Origin of the sequence: Streptomyces roseicoloratus (assembly GCF_004117935.1) — a bacterium.
Lineage (GTDB): Bacteria > Actinomycetota > Actinomycetes > Streptomycetales > Streptomycetaceae > Streptomyces > Streptomyces roseicoloratus.
In genome coordinates this window covers 81,831-103,214 of record NZ_SDOY01000110.1, presented here as the reverse complement: position 1 = coordinate 103,214, position 21,384 = coordinate 81,831, and the positions used below count along the sequence as shown (strand labels likewise).

General features: G+C 71.9%; 20 protein-coding genes and 1 riboswitch. Of the genes, 15 read left to right on the top strand and 5 right to left on the bottom strand.

The window, feature by feature from the left end; genetic code table 11:
* Positions 1-134: 134 nt before the first annotated feature.
* The 3 genes from ESG85_RS12980 (at position 135) to ESG85_RS12970 (ending at position 3,060) form a co-directional block, all read left to right on the top strand.
* Positions 135-638 carry an ATP-binding protein gene (locus ESG85_RS12980; protein ID WP_128978683.1) on the top strand — a complete coding sequence of 168 codons (504 nt, stop codon included), beginning with the start codon at positions 135-137 and terminating at the stop codon, positions 636-638.
* A 395-nt stretch (positions 639-1,033) separates the two neighbouring features.
* On the top strand, positions 1,034-1,795 hold the full coding sequence (locus tag ESG85_RS12975) for a polysaccharide deacetylase family protein (protein WP_128978681.1): 762 nt from the start codon (positions 1,034-1,036) through the stop codon (positions 1,793-1,795).
* A complete protein-coding gene (locus ESG85_RS12970) occupies positions 1,795-3,060 on the top strand; it encodes a YVTN family beta-propeller repeat protein (protein WP_128978679.1) in 1,266 nt (421 codons plus the stop codon). The genes ESG85_RS12975 and ESG85_RS12970 overlap by 1 nt, the downstream gene beginning before the upstream one ends.
* A 169-nt stretch (positions 3,061-3,229) precedes the next feature.
* Here the strand turns inward: ESG85_RS12970 and ESG85_RS12965 are convergent, their stop codons facing one another.
* Positions 3,230-3,685, bottom strand: a complete 456-nt coding sequence (locus ESG85_RS12965) for a hypothetical protein (protein WP_128978677.1) — start codon at positions 3,683-3,685, stop codon at positions 3,230-3,232.
* A 73-nt stretch (positions 3,686-3,758) separates the two neighbouring features.
* On the opposite strand from ESG85_RS12965, the gene ESG85_RS12960 reads away from it, so the two are divergent.
* From ESG85_RS12960 to ESG85_RS12945, 4 genes are all read left to right on the top strand, one after another.
* Positions 3,759-3,974, top strand: a complete 216-nt coding sequence (locus ESG85_RS12960; RefSeq protein ID WP_128978675.1) for an EF-hand domain-containing protein — start codon at positions 3,759-3,761, stop codon at positions 3,972-3,974.
* A gap of 107 nt (positions 3,975-4,081) precedes the next feature.
* A complete protein-coding gene (locus ESG85_RS12955) occupies positions 4,082-4,993 on the top strand; it encodes a copper resistance D family protein (RefSeq protein ID WP_128978673.1) in 912 nt (303 codons plus the stop codon).
* Between the two features lie 72 nt (positions 4,994-5,065).
* Positions 5,066-6,418, top strand: coding sequence for a hypothetical protein (locus ESG85_RS35310; protein ID WP_181019024.1), 1,353 nt, complete (start codon positions 5,066-5,068; stop codon positions 6,416-6,418).
* Positions 6,415-7,110, top strand: coding sequence for a hypothetical protein (locus ESG85_RS12945; protein WP_128978671.1), 696 nt, complete (start codon positions 6,415-6,417; stop codon positions 7,108-7,110). Before ESG85_RS35310 ends, ESG85_RS12945 begins: the two co-directional genes overlap by 4 nt.
* 193 nt (positions 7,111-7,303) lie before the next feature.
* Here ESG85_RS12945 and ESG85_RS12940 read toward each other — a convergent pair whose 3' ends face one another.
* The 4 genes from ESG85_RS12940 to gcvT form a co-directional block, all read right to left on the bottom strand.
* Complete coding sequence (locus ESG85_RS12940; RefSeq protein WP_128978669.1) at positions 7,304-8,689, bottom strand: L-serine ammonia-lyase; 1,386 nt, start codon at positions 8,687-8,689, stop codon at positions 7,304-7,306.
* 180 nt (positions 8,690-8,869) lie between these two features.
* Complete coding sequence (gene glyA / locus ESG85_RS12935) at positions 8,870-10,129, bottom strand: serine hydroxymethyltransferase (protein ID WP_128978667.1); 1,260 nt, start codon at positions 10,127-10,129, stop codon at positions 8,870-8,872.
* A gap of 24 nt (positions 10,130-10,153) precedes the next feature.
* Positions 10,154-10,531, bottom strand: coding sequence for a glycine cleavage system protein GcvH (gcvH, locus tag ESG85_RS12930; protein ID WP_128978664.1), 378 nt, complete (start codon positions 10,529-10,531; stop codon positions 10,154-10,156).
* Positions 10,532-10,697: 166 nt separating this feature from the next.
* Positions 10,698-11,822: a glycine cleavage system aminomethyltransferase GcvT gene (gene gcvT, locus ESG85_RS12925; RefSeq protein WP_128978662.1), complete on the bottom strand. Its 1,125-nt coding sequence runs from the start codon at positions 11,820-11,822 to the stop codon at positions 10,698-10,700.
* A gap of 170 nt (positions 11,823-11,992) precedes the next feature.
* Positions 11,993-12,104, bottom strand: a riboswitch (glycine riboswitch).
* 152 nt (positions 12,105-12,256) lie between these two features.
* Between gcvT and ESG85_RS12920 the strand changes: the two genes are divergently transcribed.
* From ESG85_RS12920 to ESG85_RS12885, 8 genes are all read left to right on the top strand, one after another.
* Complete coding sequence (locus ESG85_RS12920) at positions 12,257-12,982, top strand: AAA family ATPase (protein ID WP_128978660.1); 726 nt, start codon at positions 12,257-12,259, stop codon at positions 12,980-12,982.
* A gap of 163 nt (positions 12,983-13,145) precedes the next feature.
* Entirely contained in the window at positions 13,146-13,883 is a 738-nt protein-coding gene (locus ESG85_RS12915; RefSeq protein ID WP_128978658.1) for an enhanced serine sensitivity protein SseB, read from the top strand.
* A gap of 133 nt (positions 13,884-14,016) precedes the next feature.
* A complete protein-coding gene (locus tag ESG85_RS12910; RefSeq protein ID WP_128978656.1) occupies positions 14,017-14,817 on the top strand; it encodes an enhanced serine sensitivity protein SseB C-terminal domain-containing protein in 801 nt (266 codons plus the stop codon).
* A 226-nt stretch (positions 14,818-15,043) separates the two neighbouring features.
* Entirely contained in the window at positions 15,044-16,714 is a 1,671-nt protein-coding gene (locus ESG85_RS12905; RefSeq protein WP_128978654.1) for an ABC transporter substrate-binding protein, read from the top strand.
* Positions 16,715-16,808: 94 nt separating this feature from the next.
* Positions 16,809-17,813, top strand: coding sequence for an ABC transporter permease (locus ESG85_RS12900; protein ID WP_128978652.1), 1,005 nt, complete (start codon positions 16,809-16,811; stop codon positions 17,811-17,813).
* A complete protein-coding gene (locus ESG85_RS12895) occupies positions 17,813-18,775 on the top strand; it encodes an ABC transporter permease (protein WP_128978650.1) in 963 nt (320 codons plus the stop codon). The genes ESG85_RS12900 and ESG85_RS12895 overlap by 1 nt, the downstream gene beginning before the upstream one ends.
* A 2-nt stretch (positions 18,776-18,777) precedes the next feature.
* Positions 18,778-19,770: an ABC transporter ATP-binding protein gene (locus ESG85_RS12890; protein WP_128978648.1), complete on the top strand. Its 993-nt coding sequence runs from the start codon at positions 18,778-18,780 to the stop codon at positions 19,768-19,770.
* A complete protein-coding gene (locus tag ESG85_RS12885; RefSeq protein WP_128978647.1) occupies positions 19,767-21,086 on the top strand; it encodes an ABC transporter ATP-binding protein in 1,320 nt (439 codons plus the stop codon). Before ESG85_RS12890 ends, ESG85_RS12885 begins: the two co-directional genes overlap by 4 nt.
* The last annotated feature ends 298 nt before the right edge of the window (positions 21,087-21,384 follow it).

Sequence of the window (21,384 nt, the reverse complement as noted above, 5' to 3'; positions counted from 1 at the left end):
TTCCGCACGATCGTGACCGCGTTCCGACTGACTTTGGCATATGCCAGAGTCAGTCACGCGGAATTGCCGAATCCGAGGGGGCGAATCCCCAGGAACGGCCACGCGCCGGGCCGCGCCCGGCCATGATGGAGGGCATGGCGGGCCTGGAGGGTGTGGATCAACCGCGGGAGCGTGGCGGTGCGACCGCCGCACGGTGGGTACCGGCCCCCGAGGACGAACGGACCGCGGAGGCACTGCGGTTGTACGGGAATCCGGCCGAGGACGACGCCCGGCTGCCGTCCCGCCCCGAGTCCGCCGCGGTCGCCCGCCGGCTCACCCAGTGGGTGGTTCTGCGCCACTGGCAGCTCACTCCGCAGATCGCCGAGCACGCGGTGCTGCTCGTCTCCGAGTTGGTCGGCAACGCCGTCCGGCACACCGGAGCCCGCGTCTTCGCGCTGCGGCTGCAGCGGCGCCGCGGCTGGATCCGCGTCGAGGTCCGTGACCCCTCGCGCGGACTGCCCTGTCTCATGCCGGTTCACGAGCTCGACACGAGCGGCCGCGGACTCTTCCTGGTCGACAAGCTCTCCGACCGCTGGGGCGTCGACCTCGCGCCGCGCGGAAAGACCACCTGGTTCGAGATGCGGGTGAGCGACCGTTAGGTCGTGTCCTTCCGGGGCCGGACGCACGAAAGCCCCCGTCCGCCGTGATGGGGCGCCTGGGGGCTCTCGTGTGGTGCGCCGCGGATCGGGGGGTGTATCCGCGGCAGCTCTGTCGACCTGGCCCGGGTCAATGGGGGTCGTGTCATCGACTATGGCAGACAGGTGGCCTCGGTGCCAAAAGTCCTTACCGTGCCAGAACCGGACAAAGGTGAACGATTCGACGATGAATCGTTGGTGACGTACAGCACCTGCCTTGAAAACCATGAATAAATATGGGCTTCATTGCGTGTTTCCTCGACTCGTCCGCATGCTGGACGGCTGAGCGTGACCCGCAAACGTCCTGAAACGGCCCAATCGTTACCTTTCGGACGCATCGGCCCTTAAATGGTGCCGTGATGCCGACCGACCGCCGCGGTGCCCTCCGGGCGGGCGCGGCCACCGCCCTCGCGGGAGCCCTCGCCGCCGCCTGCGACACGGAGCCCCGCCCCGAGCCCCGAAGACAGCGGCCCGCGCCCGCCGCACCCGTCGCCCCGCCCGCGCCCCGCCGCTGGCCGGGGCGCCCCGTCGAGATCGCCAACGGCCCCCGCGACCGCCCCCGGGTCGCCCTCACCTTCCACGGCCAGGGCGAGCCCGCCACCGCCCGCGCGATCCTCGACCACGCCGAGCGGGCCGGCGCCCACGTCACCGTCCTCGCCGTCGGCGAGTGGCTCGACCGCCACCCCGACATGGCACGCCGGATCCTCGACGGCGGCCACGACCTCGGCAACCACACCCAGCGCCACCTCGACATCACCGCCATGACCGAGGCCGAGGCGCACGCCGAGATCGCCGGCTGCGCCCGCCGGCTGCGCCGCCTCACCGGATCCATCGGCACCTGGTTCCGGCCCTCCCGCACGCAGCACGCCACCGAGACCGTCCGCAGGGCCGCCCGCCGCGCCGGATACCCCCACGTGCTCTCGTACGACGTCGACTCCTTCGACTTCACCTCGCCGGGGCCCGAGGCCGTCGTCGCCAACGTCGCCGGACGGATCCGCGACGGCTCGGTCGTGAGCCTCCACTTCGGCTACCCGGACACCGTCGCCGCGCTGCCCCTCCTCCTCGCCGACCTCGACCGCCGCGGGCTCTCCGCGGTGACCACCACGGAGTTGCTGACCTGATGCCGACCCCCACCGCCGGCCCGCACACCACCGGCCCGCACGCACCCCGCCCCAACGGCCGCCCGAACGGCCGCCCGCACGCCCGCCGTACGAAGAGCCTGGCCGCCGCCGGACTGTTCCTCGCCCTCGGCCTCGCCGCCTGCGGCAGCCCCCGCCCGGCCGCCACCGACACCACCGGCGGCGTGAAGAAGGCCGCGGCCGCCCCCGCCGTGCCGAAGCCCGCCGCGGCGCCCGACGGACTGCCCGGCATGCCGCCCCTGCTCGAACCCGACGACGTCTACGCGGCCGACCGTCCGAACCAGCTGTCGCCGGTCGTCAGGAACTTCCCGTCCCGGGTCTACGTGCCCAACACCAACTCCAACACCGTCTCCGTCATCGACCCCGCCACCTACAAGGTCATCGAGACCATCCCGGTCGGCATCCAGCCGCAGCACGTCGTCCCCTCCTGGGACATGAAGACCCTCTGGGTCAACAACAACCGCGGCCACACCCTCACCCCGATCGACCCGGCGACCGGCGTCGCCGGCAAGCCCGTCGAGGTCCACGACCCGTACAACCTGTACTTCACCCCGAACGGCAAGTACGCCGTCGTCATGGCCTCGCTCGACCGCGAGCTGGTCTTCCGCGACCCGCACACGATGGACCGGAAGAAGACCGTCCCCGTCTCCTGCTACGGCGTCAACCACGCCGACTTCTCCGCCGACGGGCGGTACTTCGTCGTCTCCTGCGAGTTCTCCGGCGAACTGCTCAAGGTCGACACCGAGAAGATGGAGGTGATCGGCCAGCAGAAACTGCCCTTCGAGGGCGCCATGCCGCAGGACGTGAAGATCTCCCCGGACGGCAAGACCTTCTACATCGCCGACATGATGGCCCACGGCATGTGGGTGCTCGACGGCGAGAAGTTCACCACCCCGAAGCTGCTGCCCACCGGCAAGGGCTGCCACGGCCTCTACGTCTCCCGCGACTCCAGGGAGATGTACGTGTCCAACCGCGGCGAGGGCACCATCTCCGTCTTCGACTTCACCAGGAACGAGCTCACCAAGAAGTGGCCCCTCCCGGACGGCGGATCCCCCGACATGGGCGGGGTCTCCGCCGACGGCAAGGTGCTGTGGCTCTCCGGCCGCTACGACTCCGAGGTGTACGCCATCGACACCACCACCGGGAAGCAGCTGGCCCGCGTCCCCGTCGGCAGCGGCCCGCACGGCCTCGCCGTCTACCCGCAGCCGGGCCGCTACTCGCTCGGCCACACGGGCATCTTCCGCTGAGCCGGTGGCCGGTGGCCGGTGGCCGGCAGCCGGCAGCCGGTTCGGGGCCGGGTGGACCCGGGCCGGGAGCGGGCCGGGCCGTACCGCCCGTCGCGGCCGGGGTGCGGCCCGGGTGCGCCCCCGGTACGGCCCGGCTCGGCCGGCGGGCCGGCCTTCCGTCCCATCCGGCTCACTCCGCGGCGAGCAGGGCCTCCGCACCCACCGGGCGGTATCCCGCCGCCTGGAAGGCGCGGACGCTGCGGGCGTTGCCGGGGGTGTTCTGCGCCCCCACCACGGCGTCCGGGGGCAGATGGCGGGCCGCCGTCGCCGGCGCGCCGGGCAGCGCCTCCGCCACCGTCATCAGGTCGACCGTGTGCACCCGCCGGCCCGTGCGCGCCATCAGCGCCGCGTGGAACCGCGGCGTCATGCCGGCCACCAGAGGGTCCGTCGAGTCCGTCGAGTCCGCCGCCGGCTCCGCCCGGATCCACTCCGGGTCCTCGTCCGGGAACACCACCGAGTGCGCGGTGAACGACAGCACCCCCGCGTCCCGGCCGTTCGGCCGCGGCACGATCGTCGTCGCCCCGTCCGCCGGTGGGAACTCCCCGCGCGCCGCGGCCGCCAGGATCTCCGCCGGATCACTGTTCATGCCCCCATGATCCGCCACCCGGGCGCCCGCTAATCTGGCCCCCGACATCAAGCACCATGAAGGGGCGGAAACAGTGGCGGACATCGAGTCGGCACGTACGGCATTCAACAAGTTCGACGTGGACGGGGACGGCTTCATCACGGCCGCCGAGTACAAGCACGTCATGGCCGAGATGGGCGACTTCCACGTGACCGAGACGGTCGCCGAGGCGCTCATCAAGCAGCGCGACGACAACGGCGACGGCGTCCTCTCCTGGGACGAGTTCTGGGCCCACCTCAGCAAGGCCTGACCCCGGAACGCACCGTCCGGGGCGCGGACGGGCGGCGCCGCACGACCATACGACCAAGCGTACGTACGTGAGTTGCCGCCCGTCCGGACCCCGGTGACGATCATGAGGTGACGCTCCCAGGCCCCTTCGGCACCCCGACCCGTCGCCTGACGGCAGCCGTGATCGCCGCGGTCGCCGTCCTCACCGTCGCCCTGCTCGGCGCCTCGCTCGCACAGACCGGCACCGGCGAACTGGAGATCCCCGCCGCCGGCACCACCACCGTGCTGCGGCTCGTCGTCGTCACCGCGCTCGCCGTCCACATCGGCGAGATCGCCGGCGTACGGATCGCCCGCGGGGGCCCGCTGCCCCGCCGCTGGTCCGTCCCGGCCGCCGTCGCGGGCTGCGCCGCGTCCGCGTGCCTCCTCCTGCTCCTCGCCATGGTCAGCGGGCTGAAGCTCAGCACCGTGTACGGGCTGCGCGAAGGCCGCCTCTTCCTCGTCACCGCCAACGCGCTGGCGCTCGCCGCCGTCTGCGCGGCGACCAGACGTCCGGCCCTCGCCGCCGGACCGCTCGCCGTCGCCGTCGTCGCCGAGGCGATGCGCGCCCACCCCGAGGCGTACACGCCGGCGATCGGCATCGCCCTCACGGTCGTCCACCTGACGGCCGCGTCGCTCTGGTTCGGCACCCTCCTGTACGTGCTGCGCACCATGCGGCTGCGCGGCGGAGGGCGGGACGTCCTGATGCGCTACGCGAGGATGGCCGCCTGGGTGTTCGGCGCCCTCGCCGTCACCGGCACCTGCTCCACCCTGCGCCGCCTCCCGCTCGACGGTGTCCTCACCACCGCGTACGGCAGGGTCCTCCTGGTCAAGCTCGCCCTGTTCGGTCTGACCGCCCTCCTCGCCCTCACGGCCCGCCGCCGCATGCTCCGTGACGAGGACGCCCAGCCGCCCGCCCGGGTCGAGCTGTCCGTCCTGGCGGCGGTCATGGTCGTCTCGGCCCTCCTCACGGTCGTCCCGGACCCGCACTGGCTGCTGCCGTGACGGAGCCTCCGGGCGAGCGGAGGCCAGCGGACCGGAGGAGAATGGAAGGCGACCCCCACCCCCCTCACCCTCATGTCCACTGCCCTGCGACTGGCGCGTCGAATGCTGACGGCGGTGCTTCTGAGCGCGGCGATCAGCGTGGGGCCGGTCGCCTTCCCGCCACCGGCGACGGCGGCGACGGCGCGCACACCGGCCGGGGTGGCCGCGCCGCTGAACGCGGGGATCCACCTGACCCCGGAGTCCGGTCCGGCCGGGACGGAGGTGGCGGTCGGCGGCCAGGGCTTCGAGGTGTGCGACTCGGTGACGATCACCTTCGACGGCGGGCACGCCGTGCCGGGCACGGTGTACGTGCCCGAGATCTCCGGCTCCATCACCGTGCCGGAGGGCACCCCGGCAGGGGTGCACTCGATCGAGGCGTCGTGCGACGAGGACCCCGACACCGGCGACTACCACGTCGGCTCGGCGTCCTTCACGGTGACCGGGGAGGGCGGCGGCACCACCACCCCCGACGAGACCCCGACCCTCACGCTCAGCCCCGACCGCGGATCGGTCGGAGACTCGTTCGACGCCCGGGGCAGGGGCTTCGACGGGTGCACCGCCGAAACCGTCTACCTGTACGTGCTCGGCGGGCCCGAGCTCGCGTCCGGCATCCCGGTGACGGAGATCGGCGCCTTCTCGTCCACGGCGGTCGTGGCGGAGGGCACCACCCCGAACACGTACACCATCCGAGCCGAGTGCACCGATGATCCGTCCCTGTACGCGGACGCCGACTACGTCGTGGAAACCCCGGGCGGCACGGACAACGGCGGGACGGACAACGGTGGGACCGATAACGGTGGCACGGACAACGGCGGGACGGACAACGGTGGGACCGATAACGGTGGCACGGACAACGGCGGGACGGACAACGGTGGCACCGATAACGGTGGCACGGACAACGGCGGCACCGACAACGGCGGCACCGATAACGGCGGGACGGACAACGGTGGGACCGATAACGGTGGGACCGACAACGGCGGCACCGACGGCGGGGGCACGGACGGTGGCGGTGGTGGCGGCGAGGGTTCCACCACGCCCGTCGGTGTGGTCGTCGGCGGGACCTCCGGTGCCGCGCTCGCGCTCGCCGTGGCCGCGCTCGTCTACTTCGGGAGGCTGCACCGCGGCCCGCGCTGGGTGCACAAGCACGTACGCGCCGCCCTGCGGCCCGCCGGCGGCGCCACGGCGCTGACCGAGGACCGGGCGCCCGGCGAGCACCCGACCCACACCACCCGGCTCGACCCGCACCCGGACCCCGGATACCAGCGACTCGAAGGACTCGAAGGACTCGAAGGACGCGACGGACTCGAAGGACGCGACGGCTCCGGCGGCCCTGGCGGCTCCGACGGCCGCCACGGTCCCGGCGGCTCCGGTGAGGAGGAGCGATGACCACGACCGTGACCCCGCCCGTGGCGGCCCCGGCCCCCACATCCGTCCGCGCGTTCCTGTTCGACCCAGGCGAGAGCCTCGACGAGCCGCTGCGCGCCCACGGCACGGCCGGCCCGCTGCTCGCCCCCGTACGCGGCAGGACGCCCGCCGCCGACCGGGCCGTCGAGCACGAGCTGGCGACGGTCGTCGACGACTTCCTGGGCCTCGACGTGCTCGACCTGGCGGCCGCCGGCTGGCGCGGCCACGCGGGCCTGCGGTCCGCCGCCCGCCGTACCCGGGACCTGCCCGGCAGCGAGGAGGTCGTCGCGCTGGCCCGGCACCGCATCACCTCCGCGCACCGGCCGTACGTCGACCTCTACGTGGACGGCGCGAAGATCGGCACCCTGGAGGTGGTGCTGAACCTGGCCCTCGAGGTCTCCGGGCTCGTCTGCGTGGTGCGCGACGCCTTCCTGACCGGGATCAGCGCGGGGGACTGCGTGGTCGACGTGGGCCTGGCGGTCCAGAACACGCCGATCGCCGAACGCCGGGGCCGCCGTCTCGACCTCCCCGGCGCGTTCGCCCTGCGCCGCCCGTACTCCCTGCTGACCGACGAACCCCCGGGATCCGAATCCCCGAGGCCCGCACCCCCGCGACCCCAGGACGCCCCGACGGTGCCGGGATACGGGACGCGGGAGGGGTTCGGGACGCGGTGAGGAGCGGAGCCGCCTCGTCGCGGTCCAGGACGAGCGTGCCGCTCACGTGGCGTCCGCCGAGTCCGCCGCGTCACCGCGGAGGATCGCGCGCTTGGCGTCGACGGCCGACTCCCAGGGACTCCGCCGTGCATGCAGTGAAGGCCCTGACTGACAGCGCGGACGTCAGCAAACGCGCCGGTCAGGGCCCACAACATCAGCACTCGATGATGTTCACCGCGAGGCCGCCGCGGGCCGTCTCCTTGTACTTGACGCTCATGTCCGCGCCCGTGTCCTTCATGGTCTTGATGACCTTGTCGAGCGAGACCAGGTGGCTGCCGTCGCCGCGCATCGACATCTTCGCCGCCGTGACGGCCTTGACCGCCGCCATGCCGTTGCGCTCGATGCACGGGATCTGGACCAGGCCGCCGACCGGGTCGCAGGTGAGGCCCAGGTTGTGCTCCATGCCGATCTCGGCGGCGTTCTCGACCTGCTCCGGGGAGCCGCCCAGGACCTCGGCGAGGGCGCCGGCGGCCATGGAGCAGGCGGAGCCGACCTCGCCCTGGCAGCCGACCTCGGCGCCGGAGATGGAGGCGTTCTCCTTGAAGAGCATGCCGATCGCGCCGGCGGCCAGGAGGAAGCGGACCACGCCGTCCTCCTTCTCCTCCGGCGTGCAGGAGCCGGCCGCGAAGTTCATGTAGTAGTGCAGCACCGCGGGGATGATGCCGGCCGCGCCGTTCGTCGGGGCGGTGACCACGCGGCCGCCCGCCGCGTTCTCCTCGTTCACGGCCATCGCGTACAGAGTGATCCACTCCATCGCGTGCGCGGCCGGGTCGCCCTCGGAGCGCAGCTTGCGGGCCGAGGTCGCGGCGCGCCGGCGGACCTTCAGGCCGCCGGGCAGGATGCCCTCGCGGGACATGCCGCGGGAGACGCAGGCCTGCATGACGCGCCAGATCTCCAGGAGGCCCTCGCGGATCTCCGTCTCCGTGCGCCAGGCCTTCTCGTTCTCCAGCATCAGGGAGGAGATGGACAGGCCCGTCTCCTTGGCGAGGCGGAGCAGCTCGTCGCCCGTGCGGAAGGGGTACTTCAGGACGGTGTCGTCGGGGATGATCGGGTTCTCGCCCGCGACGGCGTCCTCGTCCACGACGAAGCCGCCGCCGACCGAGTAGTAGGTCTTCTCCAGGACGAGCGCGCCCTCGGCGTCGTACGCGAAGACCGTCATGCCGTTGGCGTGGTACGGCAGGGCCTTGCGGCGGTGCAGGACCAGGTCGTCGTCGAACGAGAACGGGATCTCGTGCGCGCCGAGCAGGTTGATCCGGCCGCTCTCCTTGATCCGCTCGAACTCGTCGTCGGCCTTCTCCACGTCCACCGTGCGCGGCGAGTGGCCCTCCAGGCCGAGCAGGACGGCCTTCGGGGTGCCGTGGCCGTGGCCGGTGGCGCCGAGCGAGCCGTACAGCTCCGCCCGTATCGCCGCCGTGTGGGCGAGCAGGCCCTCGTTCTTCAGCCGTCGGGCGAACATCCGGGCCGCGCGCATCGGGCCCACCGTGTGGGAGCTCGACGGACCGATGCCGATCGAGAACAGGTCGAAGACCGAGATGGCCACGGGGACTCCTTGTGGGGCTAGACGCCGTTGTCTGCCGGGGTGGTGCAGAAACAAGCAGGGAGGGGTGGGGGGAGGCGGTCGAGCGGGGGTGACATGGGGTGGGGCACCGCGCTCACTGTCCAGTGTGCGCGGTGCCCCGGATGTTTCGTACGAACGTGCTCGGAACTAAAGCGTACGAAATTACTTCAGGCCGGGGTACAGCGGGTGCTTCTCGGCCAGAGCGGTCACCCGGGCCTTCAGCGCCTCCGCGTCGAAGCCGGGCTTCAGCGTCTCGGCGATGATGTCGGCGACCTCGCGGAAGTCCTCGGCCTGGAAGCCGCGGGTGGCGAGGGCCGGCGTGCCGATGCGCAGGCCGGAGGTGACCATCGGCGGGCGCGGGTCGTTCGGAACGGCGTTCCGGTTGACCGTGATGCCCACCTCGTGGAGGCGGTCCTCGGCCTGCTGGCCGTCCAGCTCGCTGTCGCGCAGGTCGACCAGGAGCAGGTGGACGTCGGTGCCGCCGGACAGCACGGACACGCCGTGCTGGGTGACGTCGTCCTGGACCAGGCGCTCGGCGATGATCCGGGCGCCGTCCAGCGTGCGCTGCTGGCGCTCCTTGAACTCCTCCGAGGCGGCGACCTTGAAGGACACGGCCTTGGCGGCGATCACGTGCTCCAGCGGGCCGCCCTGGAAGCCGGGGAAGACCGAGGAGTTCAGCTTCTTCGCGAACTCCTTCTTCGCCAGGATGATGCCGCCGCGCGGGCCGCCGAGCGTCTTGTGCGTGGTGGAGGTCACCACGTCCGCGTACGCGACCGGGTTCGGGTGCAGACCGGCCGCGACCAGGCCCGCGAAGTGGGCCATGTCGACCCACAGGTACGCCTCGACCTCGTCGGCGATCCGGCGGAACTCGGCGAAGTCCAGCTGACGCGGGTACGCCGACCAGCCGGCGATGATCACCTTCGGGCGGTGCTCCTTGGCGAGGCGCTCGACCTCGGCCATGTCCACCAGACCGGCCTCGTCCACGTGGTACGCGACCACGTTGAACTGCTTGCCGGAGAAGTTCAGGCGCATGCCGTGGGTGAGGTGGCCGCCGTGCGCCAGGTCGAGACCGAGGATCGTGTCGCCGGGCTGGGCGATCGCGAACAGCGCGGCCTGGTTGGCGGAGGCGCCGGAGTGCGGCTGCACGTTGGCGTACTCGGCGCCGAACAGGTCCTTGATCCGGTCGATCGCGATCTGCTCGGCCACGTCGACGTGCTCGCAGCCGCCGTAGTAGCGGCGGCCCGGGTAGCCCTCGGCGTACTTGTTGGTGAGGACCGAGCCCTGGGCCTCCATGACCGCGACCGGAGCGAAGTTCTCCGAGGCGATCATCTCGAGGGTGGACTGCTGGCGGCGGAGCTCGGCGTCGACGGCGGCGGCGACGTCCGGGTCCAGCTCGTGGAGAGGGGTGTTCAGAAGCGACATGAATCGATCCCTAGGGGGTCTCGGTTAGCCGGCGGTGAAGGCGGTGTACTCGTCGGCGGAGAGCAGGTCGGCCGGCTCCTCCGTGATGCGCACCTTGAACAGCCAGCCGCCCTCGAACGGGGCGGTGTTCACCAGCGCCGGGTCGTCCACGACGTCCTGGTTGGCCTCGACGACCTCGCCGTTCACGGGCGCGTACAGCTCGCTGACGGACTTGGTGGACTCCAGCTCGCCACAGGACTCACCGGCGGTCACGGTGTCGCCGACCTCGGGGAGCTGGACGTACACGATGTCGCCGAGCGCGTTCGCCGCGTGCTCGGTGATGCCGACCGTGGCGACGCCGTCCTCGACGGCCGACAGCCACTCGTGCTCCTTGCTGTAGCGCAGCTGCTGGGGGTTGCTCATGACCTGATTCTCCTGGATCGGGGGAGTGCTGATGAACGTGGGTCTTACGGGGTGAGACGCGGAACGAGACGGATGCGTCACGTCCGGGCGTGTCGCGCCCGGTGTGCCGCGTGCGGTCGTGTCGGTCCGGCCGCGTCCGGGGCCGAGGGGGCCTCGGCCCCCATGGTCACTTCCGGCGCTTGTAGAACGGCAGCGCCACGACCGTGTACGGCTCGTGCGTGCCACGGACGTCGACGCCGACGCCCTCGGTGCCGGGCTCGGCGACGGCCGCGTCCACGTACGCCATGGCGATCGGCTTGCCGAGGGTCGGGGACGGGGCGCCGGAGGTGATCTCGCCGACGACCTCGCCGTTCGCGACCACGGACATGCCGGCGCGGGGCACCCGGCGGCCCTCGGCGACCAGGCCGACCAGCCTGCGCGGCGGAGCGGTCTCGGCGCGCTCGGCGGCCTTCTCCAGGGCCTCGCGGCCGACGAAACGGCCCCCGTTCGTGGTCTTCTCGAACTTCACGACCCGGCCGAGGCCCGCGTCGAACGGGGTGAGCGCGGTGGTCAGCTCGTGCCCGTACAGCGGCATGCCCGCCTCCAGGCGCAGCGTGTCGCGGCAGGACAGGCCGCAGGGGATCAGGCCGACCGGCGCGCCGGCCTCGGTCAGGGCCTTCCAGACGCCCTCGGCGTGCTCCGGCTTCAGGAACAGCTCGAAGCCGTCCTCACCCGTGTAGCCGGTGCGGGCGATCAGCGCCGGGACGCCGGCGACGGTGCCCGGGAGGCCCGCGTAGTACTTCAGGCCGTCCAGGTCGGCGTCGGTGAGCTGCTTCAGGATGCCGGGGGACTCCGGGCCCTGGACGGCGATCAGCGCGTAGGCGTCGCGGTCGTCGCGGACCTCGGCGTCGAAGCCGGCCGCGCGCTCGGTCAGCGCGTCGAGCACGACCTGGGCGTTGGAGGCGTTGGCGACGACCATGTACTCCGTCTCGCCGAGGCGGTAGACGATCAGGTCGTCGAGGATGCCGCCGTCCTCCTGGCAGATCATCGTGTAGCGGGCGCGGCCGTTGCCCACGGTGGAGATGTTGCCGACCAGGGCGTAGTCGAGGAGCTCCACGGCCTGCGGGCCGGTGACGGTGATCTCGCCCATGTGGGAGAGGTCGAAGAGGCCGGCCTTGGTGCGGACGGCGTTGTGCTCGTCGCGCTCGCTGCCGTACCGCAGCGGCATGTCCCAGCCCGCGAAGTCGGTCATGGTCGCGCCCAGCGAACGGTGCAGCGCGTCGAGGGCGGTCAGACGGGGGGCAGTGCTCATCGGGTGGCTCCCGGGTCCCAGGGCGTGCAGGGCACGACATGACAAGACGGTGAGGACGATCCTCCCCATCTGTCATGGAACCTGAGAGGTTCACCGAGAGCATCTCGTCACCGAGAGGTCGGCTTGCACCTTGGGTGGGGACGCCAGGGCGACCCGCTTTTCAGATCTGCCTCATCCACGCGGTACGGGGCCTGAGAGATTCAAGGGAGGTACTTGCTCCTTCGGCGCCCGGGCGACGCGGCGCGACGGCGCCGGCGACCGGAACTCTCCCGCGCGGATTCGAGCGGCCGGTATGCGGTTGTGTGCGCTCGGGCGAGCGCGTGGCGCGCTCATCATTGCACGGCCGATCCGTGCCGCAAATCGCTTGTGCCGCATTACCCCTTCTTTACACTTCGTGGGCAAGGGTCTTCGCAGACCCGACAGGGGGAGAGCCGATGACGATCCAGCGCACCGGAGTCGCGGCCGCGGCGGCGAGCACCGGGATACCGCCCCAGCGCGCCGTCGCCCTGGCGCGCACGCGTGAACGCGCCCGCACCCGGCGCCGCGCGCGGCTGCTGCGCGACCTGCGCGAGCGCGAGGGCCGCAGCCCCCGCGTGCTCACCTACGCGCCCGGCGACGTCGTGGTGGTCTCCGGGCTGCCCGGCGCCGGGAAGTCCACGCTGATGAGCCGGGCCGCCGAGGGCCGCGCCGTCGACTCCCAGCACACCCGGGAGCGCTGGGAGGGCCGGCTGCCCCGCTTCCTGCCGTACGCCGTCTACCGCCCGTTCGCCCGGATCGCGCACTACGCGGGCCTGCGCCGCGCCCTGCGCGCCGGCGCCGGGGTGATCGTCCACGACTGCGGCACCCAGTCCTGGGTGCGCGGCTGGCTCGCCCGCGAGGCCCGCAGACGCGGTGCCGCCCTGCACCTGATCCTGCTCGACGTCGACCCCGGCACCGCCCGCGCCGGCCAGCGGGAGCGCGGCCGCGGCGTCTCCTCGTACGCCTTCGCCCGGCACCGCCGCGCCGTCGGCCGCCTGGTCCGCACCGCCGAGGCGGGCGCGCTGCCGCCGGGCTGCGCCTCCGTCACCCTGCTCGACCGCGCCGCCGCCGACGCCCTGCGGAAGATCGGATTCCGGGACGTGGCCGAGCCGCCGGGGACCGGGTCCGGCGACATCGGGTGAACCGCCGGTGACCGGATTTCCGGGACGTGGCGTGAACCACACGGCCCTTTCGGGCGTCCTTTCCGGTCACAGGGGCGCCGGACCGCCATTAAGGTGCATACGGCCTGTCCGGCGGATCCGCGCCGGGAGTCGGGAAAGCGCCGGGAAGGGGACGACGAGGACCGTGGACGTGACGTGGCCGGGCAATGAGCTCGAGGAAGTACTGGCCGCCTCCCTCGGCAACCCCTCCGCCGGAGGCCGCCTCGTCGAGGTCCTCGGCCGCAGCCCCGTCTGGGTGCCGCTGCCCAACGGCGGCGGACCCGACAGCACCGACCTCGACCTGCCCACCATGGAGATCGAGGGCGGCGCCTACGTGCCCGTCTTCAGCTCCGAGCAGCAGTTCCTCGCCTGCGTCGGCAGCCACATGTCGTACACCGTCGCCCCGGCCCGCGACTTCGCCCGCGGTCTGCCGCCGCAGCTCGGCATCGCCGTGAACCCCGGCGGCACCGTCGGCGTCCCGCTGCCCCCGCCCGCCGTCGCCGAGCTCTGCCGGACCGGCCGCACCGCCCTCGACGGGCCGGCCACCGGCGGCCGGGTCCGCCTCTTCGAGCCCGACTGGCAGGACGACCCGGTCGACTTCCTCGCCGCCGCCTCCGCCGAGTTCGAGGCCACCGGCGTCGTCCACTCCGCCCGGCGTGCCCTCGCCAGCGTCGAGGGCACCGAACCCGCCCTCTTCGTCGGCGTCCGGCTCACCGGCCCCGAGGTCGACCGCAACGCGCCGCTCGACGCCCTCGGCCGGGCCCTCGGCCGCGTCGAGGTCGCCTGGCCGGTCAACCTGATCCTGCTCGACGTGGCCCAGGACCCGGTCGGCGACTGGATGCTGGACAAGGTGCGGCCCTTCTTCCAGCGCGCCGCCGTGTGACGGACCCCCCGTCTAAGCTGAACTGCCAGTCGAAACCCAAGCTGCACCCCACGCCGGACCCCAGCAGGATCCCGGCCGGGCCGATCCACGAGCCGAGCCGTACGCAAGACACGAAAGAGGGGCGGGACCCACGGTGAGCGCGTCAGGCACCGCCGCGACCGGCGCGACCGGACAGGTCGAGCACATGCTGCGCCAGGTGACACCCGGGCGTCACGACGCCTACGAGCAGCTGCTGCACGCCCTCGCCGGCTCCGAGGTGTGGATGCTGCTCTGGCAGGGCACCCCGGGCTCGCCGGACGCCCAGTACGGCAACATGGAGATCGACGGCCACGGCTACGCGCCGTGCGTCACCTCCGCCCAGGAGCTCGCCGCCTCCGGCTGGAACCGCGCCCACGAGCTCGTCACCGGCATCGAGATCGCCCGCGCCCTCTACCCCGACCGCTGGGGCATCTGGCTCAACCCGCACGCGCCCGGCGGCGGCGTCGGCATCCCGTGGGCCGACCTGCGCCGGATCGCCACCGGCCTCGACCGGATGCCCGCAGGACCGCTGCGGCTGTCCGAGCCCGCCGTCGAGATCCCCCAGTTCTACGCGCTGCTCACGCAGAACGCCCACCGCACCCCGGCCATCCGCTCGCTGCGCCGCGCCTGGGTGCAGCCGGCGATCGGCTCCCCGTACCTCGCCATCGGCCTCGACCTGTACGACTCCTCGCCGGCCTCCGTCGAGGCGGTCCGGGCGATGATGCGCCAGACCGTCTCCGCCGTCCCCGAGGGCCTGCCCGTCTCCACGGTGGCCATGTCCGACACGTACGACCCGGTCGCGATGTGGCTGTACGCCCACGCCCGTCCCTTCTACGACCGCGACGCGCACGCCGCGGGACCGGGCGCCGCGTCTCACCAGCCGGGATACGGCTACCCGCCCGCGCACCGCGGCTGAGCCGCCGCGGACCTCCCGCGGAAACCCCGCCGAAATCCCTTGCCGAGCTGAGGTTTTGACTCCGCTTTCGGGTGGCGACGCTGCGATGTCCCGCATCCGCCCGATTTGCCAACTGTCCGGGTCTCAGCTTGATATCACCGCTATGCGGACTGTTCTCTGCCGCGTCACGCGCCAGTAGCGTTCGGCCGGTCAGACCGACCACACATGGCGACCCAGGGGTGGACCCATGCGAATACTCACGTCCCGGTCAGCCCGGGCTTTGACGGCGGCCCTCGCGGTCGGCCTCATCGCCACCGGCTGCGCGAGCGAGCGGGGCAAGGACGGGGACAAGGACGGCGCGAAGGACACCTTCGTCTTCGGCGCCCCCGGTGACCCGGCCTCCCTCGACCCGTCCCTCGCCGCAGACGGCGAGACCTTCCGCGTCACCCGGCAGGCCTTCGAGGCGCTGCTCGAGCACGAGTCCGGCGGCAGCAAGCTGGTCGGCGGTCTCGCCGAGAAGTGGTCCAGCAACCCTGAGGGCACGGTCTGGACGTTCAACCTGCGCAAGGGCGTGAAGTTCCACGACGGCGAGGCGTTCAACGCCGCCGCGGTCTGCGCGAACTACGACCACTGGTTCAACTGGAAGGGCACCTACCAGTCCTCCGCGATCTCCACCTACTGGCAGGACATCATGGGTGGCTTCGCGAAGAACGAGGACAAGGAAGCCCCCGCGCCGAACTACAAGTCCTGCACCGCGAAGGACGAGAACACGGCGGTCATCGAGGTCCTCAAACCCTCCGCCAACCTGCCCGGCGGCTTCTCGCTCCAGGCGCTCGCGATCCACTCGCCGAAGGCGATCAAGGAGTACGAGAAGCAGGAGGCGAGCGCCAAGGGCGACGCCATCACGTACCCCAAGTACAGCCAGGAGGCCGGCACGGTCGCCGGCACCGGCCCGTACAAGATCGCGAAGTGGAACAAGGGCAACAAGGAAGTCAGCCTCACCCGCTTCGACGACTACTGGGGCGACAAGGCCAAGGTGAAGAACCTGGTCATCCGCACCATCGACACCGAGGAGGGCCGCCGCCAGGCGCTCCAGGCCGGTGACATCGACGGCTACGACCTGGTCGCGCCCGCCGACATCAAGACGCTCGAGAGCGCCGGCTTCAAGGTGCCGACCCGTGACGTCTTCAACCTGCTCTACCTCGGCATGACGCAGACCAAGAACCCGGCGCTGCAGAAGCCCGAGGTCCGCCAGGCCATCGCGCACGCCGTGGACCGCGAGAACATCGTCAAGACCCAGCTGCCCGCGGGCGGCAAGGTCGCGACCCAGTTCATGCCCGACACGGTCGCCGGCTGGTCCGAGAACGTGAAGAAGTACCCCTTCGACACGGCCAAGGCCAAGCAGCTCCTCGCCTCCGCCGGTGCGAGCAACCTCTCGGTCGAGATGTGCTACCCGACCGAGGTCACCCGCCCGTACATGCCTGCCCCGCAGGACATCTTCGAGCTGATCAAGGCCGACCTGGAGAAGGCCGGCATCAAGGTCACCCCGAAGCCGCTGAAGTGGAACCCGGACTACCTGGACGCGGTCGAGTCCGGCTCCTGCGCCCTGCACATGCTGGGCTGGACCGGTGACTTCAACGACGGCTACAACTTCATCGGCACCTGGTTCGCCGAGCCCGACAAGCAGTGGGGCTTCAAGGACGACAAGGTCTTCACCGCGGTGAAGGCGGGCTCCCTCCAGGGCGACCCGACCAAGCGGACCGACCTGTACAAGGCCGCCAACGAGGCGATCATGGAGTACCTGCCGGGTCTCCCGCTGACCTCCTCGCCGCCGGCCATCGCGTTCGGCAAGAACGTCGTCCCGCCGAAGGTCTCCCCGCTCACGCAGGAGAACTTCGCCGAGGTCTCCTTCAAGTAACACCTCGCCAAGCGGTCCGCCCGGTCACGCGTTACTCCGTGACCGGGCGTCCGCGCATCCGACTCCCGAACCACGCAAGAAAGGGGCACGCGGGGTGTTGCGACTCGTCGTACGACGACTTCTCCAGCTCATACCCACCCTGCTCGGCCTGTCGGTCCTGCTGTTCCTCTGGCTGAACCGACTGCCCGGCGGACCCGCCTCAGCGATCCTGGGCGAGCGGGCGACCGAAGCCGACGTGGCACGTATCAACCGCACGCTGGGACTCGACCAGCCGGTCTACGTCCAGTACGGACGCTTCCTGAAGCGCCTGTTCAACCTCGACCTCGGCACCTCGGTGCAGACCGGACAGCCGGTCTGGGACGAATTCGTGCTGCGCTTCCCCGCCACGGTGGAACTCAGCATCGCCGCCATGATCATCGCCACCGTCGTCGGTATCCCGCTCGGCTACCTGGCGGCCCGCAAGCGCGGCGGCTGGATCGACGTGGCCTCCGTCTCCGGCTCGCTCGTCGGCATCTGCATCCCGGTCTTCTTCCTCGCCCTGCTCCTCAAGGGCGTCTTCGCCGTCGAACTCGGCATCTTCCCCAGCTTCGGCCGCCAGTCCACCGGCCTGGACGCCACCGACGTCACCGGCTTCGCCGTCCTCGACGGCCTGCTCACCGGCGAGTTCGACGCCAGCTGGGACGCGATCATGCACCTGGTGCTGCCGGCCGTCGCCCTCGCCTCCATCCCGCTCGCGGTCATCGTCCGCATGACCCGCGCCAGCGTCCTGGAGGTCCTCGGCGAGGACTACGTCCGCACCGCCGAGTCCAAGGGCCTGGAGCGCCGCGTCGTGCGCGGCCGGCACATCCTGCGCAACGCGATGCTGCCCGTCGTCACCGCCGTCGGCCTGCTCACCGGCAGCCTGCTCTCCGGCGCCGTCCTCACCGAGTCCGTCTTCTCCTTCGGCGGCATCGGCTCCTTCATCCGTACCGCCATCGAGGCCCGTGACTACCCGGTGCTCGTCGGCTTCATCTTGTTCATCGCGATGGTGTACGTGCTGATCAACCTGCTGGTCGATCTCCTGTACAGCGTCATCGATCCGAGGGTGCGGGTGCACTGATGGGCCTGATATCCACCAACACGTCGAAGATCGACCGGCTCGCCGAACTCACCGCGGCCACCGAGCACTCGACCGGAGCCAGCCTCTGGCGCGAGGCACTGCGCCGGCTGCGCGCCAGCAAGATGGCCGTCATCGGCGCCGTGATCATCGGCCTCTTCGTGATCGTCGCGATCATCGGCCCCTGGGTCGCCCCGTACGGGCCGATCGAGCAGACCTGGCGCGGCGAGGTCTTCCCCAACCAGGGCAAGTTCGTCGGTGCGCGCGCCGAGAACTGGTTCGGCCTCGACCAGCTGGGCCGCGACCTCTTCTCCCGCTTCCTCGTGGGCGCCCGGCAGACACTGCTCGTCGGCGTCGTCTCCATGCTCATCGGCCTGGTCGTGGGCGCGGTCATCGGGGCGGTCTCCGGCGCGGCCGCCACCCTCGGCGGACGCTCCGGCCAGCGCGTCGACTCCTTCGTCATGCGCGTCACCGACATCATGCTGGCGCTGCCCTCGCTGCTCCTCGCCGTGTCCATCGCCGCCGTGATGGGCCAGTCCCTCACCACGGTGATGATCGCCGTCGGCGTGGTGCAGGTGCCGATCTTCGCCCGCCTGCTGCGCGGATCGATGCTCGCCCAGGGCCGCAGCGACTACGTCCTCGCCGCCCGTTCCCTGGGCATCCGCAAGCGGCGCATCGTGCTCACCCAGATCATGCCGAACTCGCTGAGCCCGGTGATCGTCCAGGCCACGCTCAGCCTCGCCACCGCCATCATCGAGGCGGCCGCGCTGTCCTACCTCGGCCTCGGCAACCCCGACCCCGCCGTCCCGGAGTGGGGCGTCATGCTCTCCTCGGCGCAGCGGTTCTTCGACAACGCGCCGATGATGTCCGTGTATCCGGCGGTCGGCATCATCATCACCGCCCTCGGTTTCACCCTGCTCGGCGAGGCCATGCGCGAAGCGCTCGACCCGAAGCTGCGAGGTTAGTCATGCCACTGCTCACCGTGGACGAACTCACCGTCACCTTCGGCGGCCGCGGCCGCAAGGACGTCCGGGCGGTCAACGGCGTCTCCTTCACCGTCGACCAGGGCCAGGTCGTCGGCCTCGTCGGCGAGTCGGGCTGCGGCAAGTCCGTGACCTCGCTCGCCCTCATGGGGCTCCTGCCGGCCAAGGGCGTCACGCTCGGCGGGCGCGCCGACTTCGACGGCACGGACCTGCTCACGCTCAGCCCCCGCAGGATGCGCGACATGCGCGGCCGCGACCTGGCGATGATCTTCCAGGACCCGCTGTCCTCGCTGAACCCGGTCGTCCCCGTCGGCGTCCAGGTCACCGAGATCCTCCAGCGCCACCGCGGCCTGAAGGGCGAGGCCGCCCGCAAGGAGGCCGCCCACCTGCTCGACCGGGTCGGCATCCCCGACCCGAACCGGCGGCTCAAGGAGTTCCCGCACCAGCTGTCCGGCGGCATGCGGCAGCGCGCGCTCATCGCCATGGCGGTGGCCTGCGCCCCGCGCCTGCTCATCGCCGACGAGCCGACCACCGCGCTCGACGTCACCATCCAGGCCCAGATCCTCGAACTCCTCAAGGAACTGGTCGACCAGGAGGGCACCGCCCTGCTGATGATCACCCACGACCTGGGTGTCGTCGCCGGCCTGTGCGACCAGGTGAACGTGCTCTACGCGGGCAAGGTCGTCGAGTCCGCCGCCCGCCGGGAGCTGTTCGCGCACCCGACACACCCGTACACCCACGGGCTGCTCGGCTCCATCCCCCGGCTCGACGCGCCGCGCGGCGAGCCGCTGCACCCCATCCGCGGGTCCATCAACGACCAGATCGCCTGGGCGGACGGCTGCGCCTTCGCGCCGCGCTGCGACCGGTACGAGATGGACTGCCTCACCGGCACGCCCGCACTGACCGAACCGCGTGCGGCCGGACACCAGGCCCGCTGCGTCAACCCGGTCCTGGCCACCACGGAGGTACCGGCATGAGCCTGCTGGAACTCGACGGAGTGAAGGTCCACTTCCCCGTCAGGAAGGGCGTCCTCTTCGACCGGACGGTGGGTCACGTCTACGCCGTCGACGGCATCTCGCTGTCGGTCGAGGCGGGCCAGACCTACGGCCTGGTCGGCGAGTCGGGCTGCGGCAAGACGACCCTCGGGCGCGCGGTGCTGCGCCTGGTCGACGTCACCGACGGCTCGGTGGTGCTCGACGGCACCGACGTGGCCAAGCTCTCCGAGAAGGAGCTGCGCTCCTTCCGCCGCCGCCTCCAGATGGTCTTCCAGGACCCGCTGGGCAGCCTCAACCCGCGGCAGAACATCGAGTCGATCCTGAGCGAGGGCATGGCCGCGCACGGGATCGGCGCGAACCAGGAGGAGCGCCGGGAGAAGATCAAGGAGATCCTGGCCAAGGTGGGTCTGCCCACCAACGCCCTCTCCCGCTACCCGCACGAGTTCTCCGGCGGCCAGCGCCAGCGCATCGGCATCGCGCGGGCCCTGGTCCTCGAACCGGACGTCATCATCTGCGACGAGCCGGTGTCGGCGCTGGACGTCTCCATCCAGGCCCAGGTCATCAACCTCCTGGAGGAGCTCCAGGAGTCGATGGGCCTGACCTACCTGGTCATCGCCCACGACCTGGCCGTGGTGCGGCACATCTCGGACGTCATCGGCGTGATGTACCTCGGCTCGCTGGTCGAGGAGGCGCCGAGCGACGCCTTGTACGCGGAGCCCATGCACCCGTACACCAAGGCGCTGATGTCCGCGGTGCCGGTCCCGGACCCGGAGGTCGAGGAACGCCGCGAGCGCATCCTGCTCCACGGCGACCTGCCGTCCCCGGCCAACCCGCCGGCCGGCTGCCGCTTCCACACCCGCTGCCCGTGGGCCCAGGCCACGCGCTGCGCGACGGAGCGGCCGCAGCTGACGGACCTCGGCGGCGGACACAAGGTGGCGTGCCACTTCGCGCGCGAGATCGCGGACGGCACGATCGTCCGCGCGGGCGACGAGCCGGCGGCCTCCGCCGCGCCCGCCGACACCGCGCCCGCCGACACCGCGGCGGACGCGCCGGCGGAGATCCCGGCGCAGGCGACGGGAGAGCGCGCGGAGACGGACCGGGCCGAGGACGCCGCGCCCGCGGAAGCGAAGGCGGACGGGGCGGAGGCGCCCGAGGCGAAGGCGGACGGGGCGGAGTCGGACGGGGCGGAGGCAGACGAGGCGGAGGACGCCGCGCCCGCCGACACCGCGCCCGCCGTCGCCGAGGCGGACAGCGCCGAGGCGGACGTCGTCAAGGCGGACGACGCGCCCAAGGCGTGACGCGTGTGTGAGGCCCCGCTGCCGGCCGGCAGCGGGGCCTCACACGCACCGGCGCGGCGCGGCGCGATCGGGGGCGAAGGCCGATGGCCCACGGAAGCGGTGCGGGGCCGGTGGCCAGGACGGTCGCCCGGAACGGTGGCGCGCACGTGATGACCGGGGAGGGGCGGCGCGGACCGGTCGCCGGGACCGGTGGCGCGGGCCGGTGGCCCGGACCCATGGCTCGGGCCGGTGGCCCGGACCCATGGCTCGGGCCGGTGGCCCGGACCCATGGCTCGGGCCGATGGCGCGGACCGAATGG